At 34.3% G+C, this 7,655-nt stretch carries 8 protein-coding genes; 7 read left to right on the top strand and 1 reads right to left on the bottom strand.

Features of this window, described 5'->3' with window-relative positions; all coding sequences use genetic code 11:
- From Q0K80_RS09315 to rpoN, 7 genes are all read left to right on the top strand, one after another.
- The coding region (locus Q0K80_RS09315) for a sigma 54-interacting transcriptional regulator (protein ID WP_365935596.1) at window positions 1-2,450 on the top strand (2,450 nt) is incomplete at its 5' end.
- Between the two features lie 184 nt (window positions 2,451-2,634).
- Window positions 2,635-3,051: a PTS sugar transporter subunit IIA gene (locus tag Q0K80_RS09310; RefSeq protein ID WP_174794907.1), complete on the top strand. Its 417-nt coding sequence runs from the start codon at window positions 2,635-2,637 to the stop codon at window positions 3,049-3,051.
- 8 nt (window positions 3,052-3,059) lie between these two features.
- Complete coding sequence (locus tag Q0K80_RS09305; protein WP_294605690.1) at window positions 3,060-3,707, top strand: HAD-IA family hydrolase; 648 nt, start codon at window positions 3,060-3,062, stop codon at window positions 3,705-3,707.
- The gene (locus tag Q0K80_RS09300) at window positions 3,704-4,204 is read left to right on the top strand and encodes a PTS sugar transporter subunit IIB (RefSeq protein ID WP_294605687.1); all 501 of its coding nucleotides are present in this window, start codon (window positions 3,704-3,706) and stop codon (window positions 4,202-4,204) included. Before Q0K80_RS09305 ends, Q0K80_RS09300 begins: the two co-directional genes overlap by 4 nt.
- Window positions 4,205-4,230: 26 nt before the next feature.
- Window positions 4,231-5,049, top strand: a complete 819-nt coding sequence (locus Q0K80_RS09295; RefSeq protein ID WP_294605685.1) for a PTS sugar transporter subunit IIC — start codon at window positions 4,231-4,233, stop codon at window positions 5,047-5,049.
- Window positions 5,046-5,873, top strand: coding sequence for a PTS system mannose/fructose/sorbose family transporter subunit IID (locus Q0K80_RS09290; RefSeq protein ID WP_294605683.1), 828 nt, complete (start codon window positions 5,046-5,048; stop codon window positions 5,871-5,873). The genes Q0K80_RS09295 and Q0K80_RS09290 overlap by 4 nt, the downstream gene beginning before the upstream one ends.
- 43 nt (window positions 5,874-5,916) lie before the next feature.
- A complete protein-coding gene (rpoN, locus tag Q0K80_RS09285) occupies window positions 5,917-7,188 on the top strand; it encodes an RNA polymerase factor sigma-54 (RefSeq protein WP_294605682.1) in 1,272 nt (423 codons plus the stop codon).
- 135 nt (window positions 7,189-7,323) lie between these two features.
- Here the strand turns inward: rpoN and Q0K80_RS09280 are convergent.
- Window positions 7,324-7,655, bottom strand: a 332-nt coding sequence (locus Q0K80_RS09280; RefSeq protein ID WP_294605680.1) for an aldo/keto reductase, incomplete at its 5' end; no start/stop codon positions are given.

Raw genomic sequence — 7,655 nt, 5'->3', positions numbered from 1 at the left:
TCAGTCATTATTTAAATATACTATTAAATGAACGCAAGGTAATCAAATTGTGCAAAAAGCCAGCACTATGGAAAGCTATCGGAGCGTCAACTAATTCAAAAATATTTGCTGACTTCATTGGAGAAAACGGCTCTATGAAAAGTATTATCAATAGAGCAAGATCTGCAGTCATTTACCCACCTAATGGCTTAAATATTCTAATCACCGGACATTCAGGAGTGGGGAAAAGTTTTTTGGCTAAAAAGATCTATCAGTTTGCCAAAAGTAAAAATGTAATTAGTGTAACAGCACCATTTGTCGTTTTTAACTGTGCCAATTATGCTGATAACCCTGAATTAATTTCTAGTACTTTATTCGGCTACGTAAAAGGGGCGTTTACCGGAGCTGATGAGAAAAAGGAAGGTTTGCTAGAAAAGGCTGATGGTGGAATTTTATTTTTAGATGAGGTTCATCGTTTAAGTAGTAAGAGCCAAGAAAAACTTTTTAATTTTATTGATAGTGGTACTTTTTACAGGGTGGGAGATAATGTTCATACTATTAAAGCATCAGTTCGAATAATAATGGCTACTACGGAAGATCCGCAAGATGTTTTGCTAACAACGTTTCTTCGCAGAATTCCTGTAAAAATTAATTTGCCAAATTATATTGAACGGCCAATTGATGAACGATTACAATTGTTAAATCTTCTGTTTTATCAAGAGGCAAAGAAAATTAATAAAAAAATTAGGGTTGATGAAAAAGTTGTTTCTGCTCTTTTGCAGATCAATCATTCAGGAAATATTGGTTATATAAAAAATGCTATTCAACTTGCATGTGCATCAGCTTATGATGAAAGCAATAATACTAATGAAATAAAAGTTACAATTGCTAATCTCTTGTTAACTAAATTACCTGCATTTAAGGGTTTTGGCGATATTGAAGTTGATCCGGAAAAGAAGATTAATTATAAAAAAGCCGAAAGATTACAGCAGCAAAATTATTATTTGCAACAAGCAATGAATCATTTATCTCATAATTTTACAGATAAAAATCTACGTATTTGTCAGTCAGATATATTAAAAGTAAGTATCACTGCTGATATTAAACGAGCTAATTTCGGATTGCACCTACAGCATAAAATGATCTTTTTAAAGACTATTCAAAAGGAGTTTGGCTTAAATAATGCCCAGGATTTAGAACCGATCATGTTCGAGCTTTATCAAGCTCATTTTAAAATCCCCGCTAGCACTATTAATAACTTAAAAAATATATTCTCACGGAAATTACCTCGTTCATTGCATGTAGCAACGACTTTTTATTACAAATTACCAATACTTGATAAAGATAGTCAAATAAGTTTAATTATTGTATTTACAATTCTGTTAAGCCAGTTTGTAAATGAAGATATTAAATTGAGAACTTTAATTGTGGCTCATGGCGAGAGCACTGCTACAAGTATTCAGGCAGTTGTTAATTCTCTTTGTGAAGACTATATTTTTGATGCAATTGATATGCCAATCGAAGCTGATGTTGGCTCAATTATAGAGGAAGCAAATAAGTTAATTGATCAATTTAACACGGTCGAAGGCTTTATTTTAATGATAGACATGGGGTCTCTTGAACAACTTTATACCAAAATCAGTTCACACTTACAAGGTGATCTGCTAGTAATAAATAATTTAACTACGTTGACCGCCCTTGATGTAGCAATTAAAGTTAAACAAAATACTCCTTTTAAAGAAATTGCTGAAAAAGCTGATAAGGACTATACAATAGAAGCGAAATATTATGAAGGATTTTCTCAATTACCAAATATTTTAATATCCTGTGTATCTGGTTTAGGTATTGCTGAAAAAGTCACTGAAATAATACAGCCCTATATGCCGACAAATATTAAATTAATACCAATTGCTTATAATTCTTTAAAAGAAAAAATTATTGAGAAAGATTGGGCCTATTTTGACCGGACAATTTTAGTACTAACAACAATTGATATCACTTATCCAGTGAAATTTAAGTATATGAATTTATATGATCTTTTAGATGCTAGTGGGGAAAAGAAAATGACACAATGGTTGCTCCCTTATTTTACCCATGAACAGATCAAAAATTTTACTAATCAAATAATTCGTTTCTTCTCTAAAGAAGGAATATCTGAAAGATTAAGTTTCTTAAATCCTGATGTGATTTTAGGTGAAGTTGAAACAATAATTAATAAATATGAATTATTTTATAAAGTTTCCTTTGATGGTAAGTTTAAGCTTAATTTATATATGCATATCGCTTTAATGATTGAGCGCTTGATGCTGCAACACCCATCATTTTCAAAAAATAGAGTTACATCAGAAAAAGAAGAGAAATTTTTCCAGGTTACGAATAGTATTTTTCAACCTCTCGAGATTAAGTACAACATAAAGATTACACTGTCAGAAATGACAACCTTATATGAGTTATTCAATCAATTCATTTAACAAATACCAAACTATAAAAGTTGATCACTTTTAAGTTTGGTATTTTATTTTGAAAAAATCTAATAGTGTTTAACGGGTTTTTATGTTTTAAACAGTTTTTAAACACTTAGATGGCCATAAAGGCAGTAATTTAAAGGTTTGCTTGGCATGTTAATTGCTAATCATTAGATAGAGGAGGAATAAAATGAAAAGAATTTTATTAGCATCACATGGTAAATTAGCAAGTGGCATAAAAAGTTCTATCAAGATTCTAACTGGTAAGGAGGACCAAATTGAGACAATAGATGCATATTTAGATGACGCTGATTTTACAGTTGAGGTTGAAAAATTTTTAAAAGGTGTAAAAGAAAATCAACAATATTATATTTTTACGGATATCTATGGGGGAAGTGTTAATCAAAAAGTTGTTTCTAAAGTGGTAGAAAAGTCCTTTAAAAATGTTCAGATTATTACCGGAATGAATCTTCCTATTGTTTTGTCAGTCTTATTGGAGACAGAAAAAATCTCTAAAGAGCGCTTAAAAAAACTTATTACGGCAAGCCAAGTTAAGCTTGTTACTGTTATCCCAAATGATAATTCTGAAGAAAATTTCTTTGAGTAGCTAAAATCATGATTAATACAATTTTATTTGCTTGGGATGGTACGTTACTTGACAGTAACGAATTGATTAATGAGTCAAACATTTATGCACTAAATAAATTTGGCAACCGGATTTTCACTGAAAATGATGTCAAACCCTTTAATGGACAGAATTTGCGAGATGCTTATCAAAAATTATACCCGGGATTAGAAGATAAAATACTAAAAGCTTATAACACATATAGTGATGAGCGTCATGATCAAAATGTACGTCTTTTTCCGGAAGTTAGGCAAGTTTTATTTAGTCTAAAACGGCAAGGTTGTCATTTAGGGGTAGTATCAATGAAAAGAAAATCTATGGTTAAACACGGTATTGAGTTATTTGATTTGGATTCTACGTTTGATGTCGTTATAGGTGGGGATGAATGTAAAAGAAAAAAGCCAGATGGAGAACCAATTTTGCTGGCAATGAAAAAGGTAAAAGCAAATTTTAAGTTGACTTTAATGGTCGGTGATAATTGGCAAGACATAGCTTCGGCAAATAATGCAAAAGTCAAAAGTGCCTTTGTAAATTGGTCACAAAAAAGTTATAAGCAAGTTCAACAGTATCACCCTACTTATTGTATTGATAAAATGACAGATTTGGTTGAGATAGTTACGGAGGAAAATAAAATATGATAGTACAAGTAAGAGTTGATGACCGCCTAATTCATGGTCAAGTAGCTTTGGTCTGGACTAAAGAATTAAATGCATCTGCAATTTTAGTGGCAAATGATGGCGCGGCAAAAAATGAAGTAGCACAAATGACAATGAAAATGGCTATTCCTAGTGGTAAAAAGCTATTGATTCGCAGTATCAAGGATTCAATTAATATTTTGACCGATCCTAGGGGCAAAAATATGAGAATATTTGTTATTACAAACTGTGTTAAAGATGCTTATGAAATTGCTAAAAATGTTTCCCAGGTTGAACAAGTTAATGTGGCAAATGCGGGTAGATTTGATCAAACTGATAAATCGAAGATTATTCGGTTTAATTCTGCCATAGCATTGAATCCTGAAGAGATTACTAAATTAAAGAAATTAGATAAATTGCCTGATGTCGACGTTTTTTCACAAGGATTACCTACCTCGGAGAAAGTTTCAATACCTCAATTAATTAAGGGTAAAGCATAAAATTTTTGTTGAAAGGGGAAAATAATATGAAAGTAGCATTAATTGCTATGCTGGTTATGTTTATTTGCTATGCAGGAAGTTATTTAACCGGCAATAGTTACATTGATAGACCAATTGTTATCGGTGCCGTCACTGGATTATTTTTAGGAAATCTAAAAGCAGGCCTAACAATCGGAGCTACACTCGAAGCAGTTTTTATGGGTGCACTAAATGTTGGTGGGGTAATCTCTTCAGAACCAGCAATTGCAACCGTCTTAGCCGTAACATTTGCGGTATCAACTAATATAAGTCAAAAAGCGGCGGTAACTTTAACCATTCCAATAGGTGTATTGGCAGCCTTTGTTTTATTAGCATTAAAAAATGGTGTCATGATTGTCTTTGCACCTATTCTTGATAAGTTTGCAGCCAAAAATAATCAAAAAGGAATAATTGCAATCCACTTTTTGTCTTGGTTTATCTATTATGGTATTTATGCGGTTATTGCTTTTTTGGGGGTAATAGCTGGGTCTTCTGCTATTAGTGCCCTAGTTAAGTTTATCCCACAAAATCTGATGGCTGGGCTTAACGCAGCAGGTGGTTTGCTACCAGCTGTTGGGTTTGCAACTTTAATGAAAATCCTTTGGGATAATAAGTTGGCAGTATTTTACCTATTGGGCTTTGTCTTAACCATTTATCTGAACTTACCAGCTGTTGCAATTGCTTGCATTGGTATTGCGATCGTAGTGGTGATGGCATTTCGCGACAAGGATATCATGAACTTAAAAATGAGAAAGGGTACAACGGAAGCTAATCTAAATAGTAATTTGAGCAAAAAACAACAAGAAGAGGAGGACTTTTTCGCATGAAAATAACCAAAACCCTGTCTAAAGAAGAGAAAAGGATGTTAAATTCGATGACACTTCGTTCATTTGCGATGCACGCTGATCGTATGGGGCCATCAAAGTTTCACGCTAGTGGTTTTACTTTTTGTATGATGCCTGCCATAAACCGCTTTTATCATAATGTTAAAGATAAAGAAGCAGCGTTAACCAGACATGTTCAATGGTTTAATTGTACTCCACATGCAGAAAATTTGATTTTGGGAATAGTTGCATCAATGGAAAAGGAAAAGAGCAAACGTGGTGAAGATTTTGACGACCAATCAATTACTGCTGTCAAAACTTCTCTTATGGGCCCATTGTCTGGAATTGGTGATACATTTTTTCAGGGAATCCTGAGAGTGATTGCTGCAAGTATTGGCATTGGCTTATCAATGCAGGGATCAATCATGGGGCCGATTTTGTTCCTGCTAATTTATAATATTCCAGCCGTTTTCTTATCCTTTTACTTTACATATGTAGGCTATAATTTAGGATCAACCTTTATCCAGCGTGTATATGAAAGCGGAGGAATGCGAATATTAACTAAGGCCGCTAGTACTTTAGGTTTATTAATGATGGGCTGTATGACAGCTATGAATGTTAAGTTTAAGACAACTTTGGCTTTAAGTGTTGGTAAAGGAAAACCGATCTTGCTACAAGGATATCTTGATCAGTTATTTAAAGGCCTAATACCTCTTTTGGTAACCGTAGGTTGTTTTTACCTTTTACGTAAGAGAGTAAACATTAATTGGGTTATGTTAGGAATTTTTGTATTGTCGATTTTTTTAGGACTGATAGGTGTAGTATAATTAAATAGTAATTACTTCTTAATAAAAAAGGAGAGAAAAGCCGATGACACGATTGCAAAAGATGGTATTAAAACCGAAAGAGCAGTTAGTAACACGGCTTTTTTTGTCGCCTAACTTAAAGCAAAATCTAACTGTGCTCTCATACAGTACCTATGACTTAATTAACGCCATGAAGGAGTTGAGCCTAAGCAACCCGTTTGTATCTTTGCGTGAATCCAAAGGCGAAATGCAAAATTTGGAGTGGCTGCGCTCGCCTGAAGGAGAAAATTTAATAGACCATTTATTGTTGCAAGTAGATTTAAGTAACTGGCACACTTGGGAAAAAAGTGCGGTTAAAGTTTTAATTTATCTGCTGGATAAAGATGGCTACTTAAGGGTAGACTTAGCTAAAATTGCCGAACAAACAGAGTTTTCACTAGAGAAGTTGACGAGGGCTAAAAATTTACTACAAAGTCTTGATCCTTGCGGTATTGGTGCCGCGGATCTAACTGAATGTCTTTTGCAACAGGCAAAGCAAAAAGCAGATTTCAATCCTGTAGCCCTTGAAATTTTGCATGATAATCAGCTGGAAATGCTGGCCGATCCCAAACAATGGCCTCACTCCAAGTTTTCAGTATCCGAATTAAATGATGCACTGGCCAGCATCCAAACACTGGATCCTACTCCAGCTAGCGATTATGTTGTTGAAAATAATACACAGTATTTATTTCCGGATTTAATTTATCGGGTGATGGACGGACGCCTAACAGTTGAAAGTTATCAGTCCCAAATACCAGAAATTGTTTTTGACGAAAAAGGATATCATAAGTTAAAAGAGCAATCTGCTGCAACCAAATATTTTTCTGAACAAAAGCAACGTTTTCTTGAACTGAAAAATGCGATTGCTGAACGGCAGAAAACCATCATGCGGCTGGGTGAATATGTGGGCCAGTTCCAACACCGGTTTTTAACTACAATGCAAAGACGCGAATTAAAGCCATTGGGATTAAAGGAAACAGCACAGGCCTTGAATCTGGCACCTAGTACAATCAGCAGAGCCATTAAAGACAAATATATCCAGTGTCAGAACAAGATTTTTAGTTTAAAAATGCTTTTTCCGCGTGAAGTTACGACAGACTTATCCCAAGCGCGTATAGAATATGACCTGCAACAGATTATAAAAAAAGAAGATGTCCGCGCTCCTTTAAGTGATCAGCAGCTGGTAGAAATATTTGCCAAACATGATGTGACTTTAAGTCGGCGCGTAATTGCCAAATATCGTAAAAACCTCAATATACCTAATAGCTATAGCAGAAAATCCAAGCCAACAGATTAAATTTTGTAAACAACTTCAATTTTCAAAGCAGTCGAATATTTAGTGATGAAAAAGTGCTGCTAATAGCCAGATTAATGTCTAACTATTATGGAGCACTTTATTTACGTTAGGATTTTTAAAATTTATAAATTACTTTTACGGTAAATCATTCCCTGCAGCCAGGTAAATGTCGTACCACTCTTGAGCAGTAAGTGAGATATCTGCTCCTTTAGCACTGTCAATAATATGGGCTGGCGTCATAGTTCCAATAATAACCTGGGTATTTGCTGGGTGTCTTAAAATCCAGGCAGCTGCAACAGCATTTTTAGAAACGCCTTTTTGGTCAGCTACTTTTTGTAAAGCTTCGTTGACTTCTGGAAACTTAGGGTTACCAATAAAATTGCCCGCAATTTGACCGTACTGGAAAGGTGACCATGCCTGAACAGTCATGTTGTGTAATCGTGAGTAGTCTAAAACGCCCCGATCGT

It is taken from the genome of uncultured Lactobacillus sp. (assembly GCF_945290125.1).
In the GTDB taxonomy this organism is placed as follows: Bacteria; Bacillota; Bacilli; order Lactobacillales; family Lactobacillaceae; genus Lactobacillus; species Lactobacillus rizhaonensis.
The sequence above is the reverse complement of the archived record's forward strand: the minus strand, read 5'-3'. Positions and strand labels throughout refer to the sequence as shown.

Excerpts from the sequence above, each read along its gene's own strand:
- Q0K80_RS09310 (WP_174794907.1), top strand. The coding sequence starts at position 2,635 with ATGAAAAGAATTTTATTAGCATCACATGGTAAATTAGCAAGTGGCATA.
- Q0K80_RS09305 (WP_294605690.1), top strand. The coding sequence starts at position 3,060 with ATGATTAATACAATTTTATTTGCTTGGGATGGTACGTTACTTGACAGT.
- Q0K80_RS09300 (WP_294605687.1), top strand. The coding sequence starts at position 3,704 with ATGATAGTACAAGTAAGAGTTGATGACCGCCTAATTCATGGTCAAGTA.
- Q0K80_RS09295 (WP_294605685.1), top strand. The coding sequence starts at position 4,231 with ATGAAAGTAGCATTAATTGCTATGCTGGTTATGTTTATTTGCTATGCA.
- Q0K80_RS09290 (WP_294605683.1), top strand. The coding sequence starts at position 5,046 with ATGAAAATAACCAAAACCCTGTCTAAAGAAGAGAAAAGGATGTTAAAT.
- rpoN (WP_294605682.1), top strand. The coding sequence starts at position 5,917 with ATGACACGATTGCAAAAGATGGTATTAAAACCGAAAGAGCAGTTAGTA.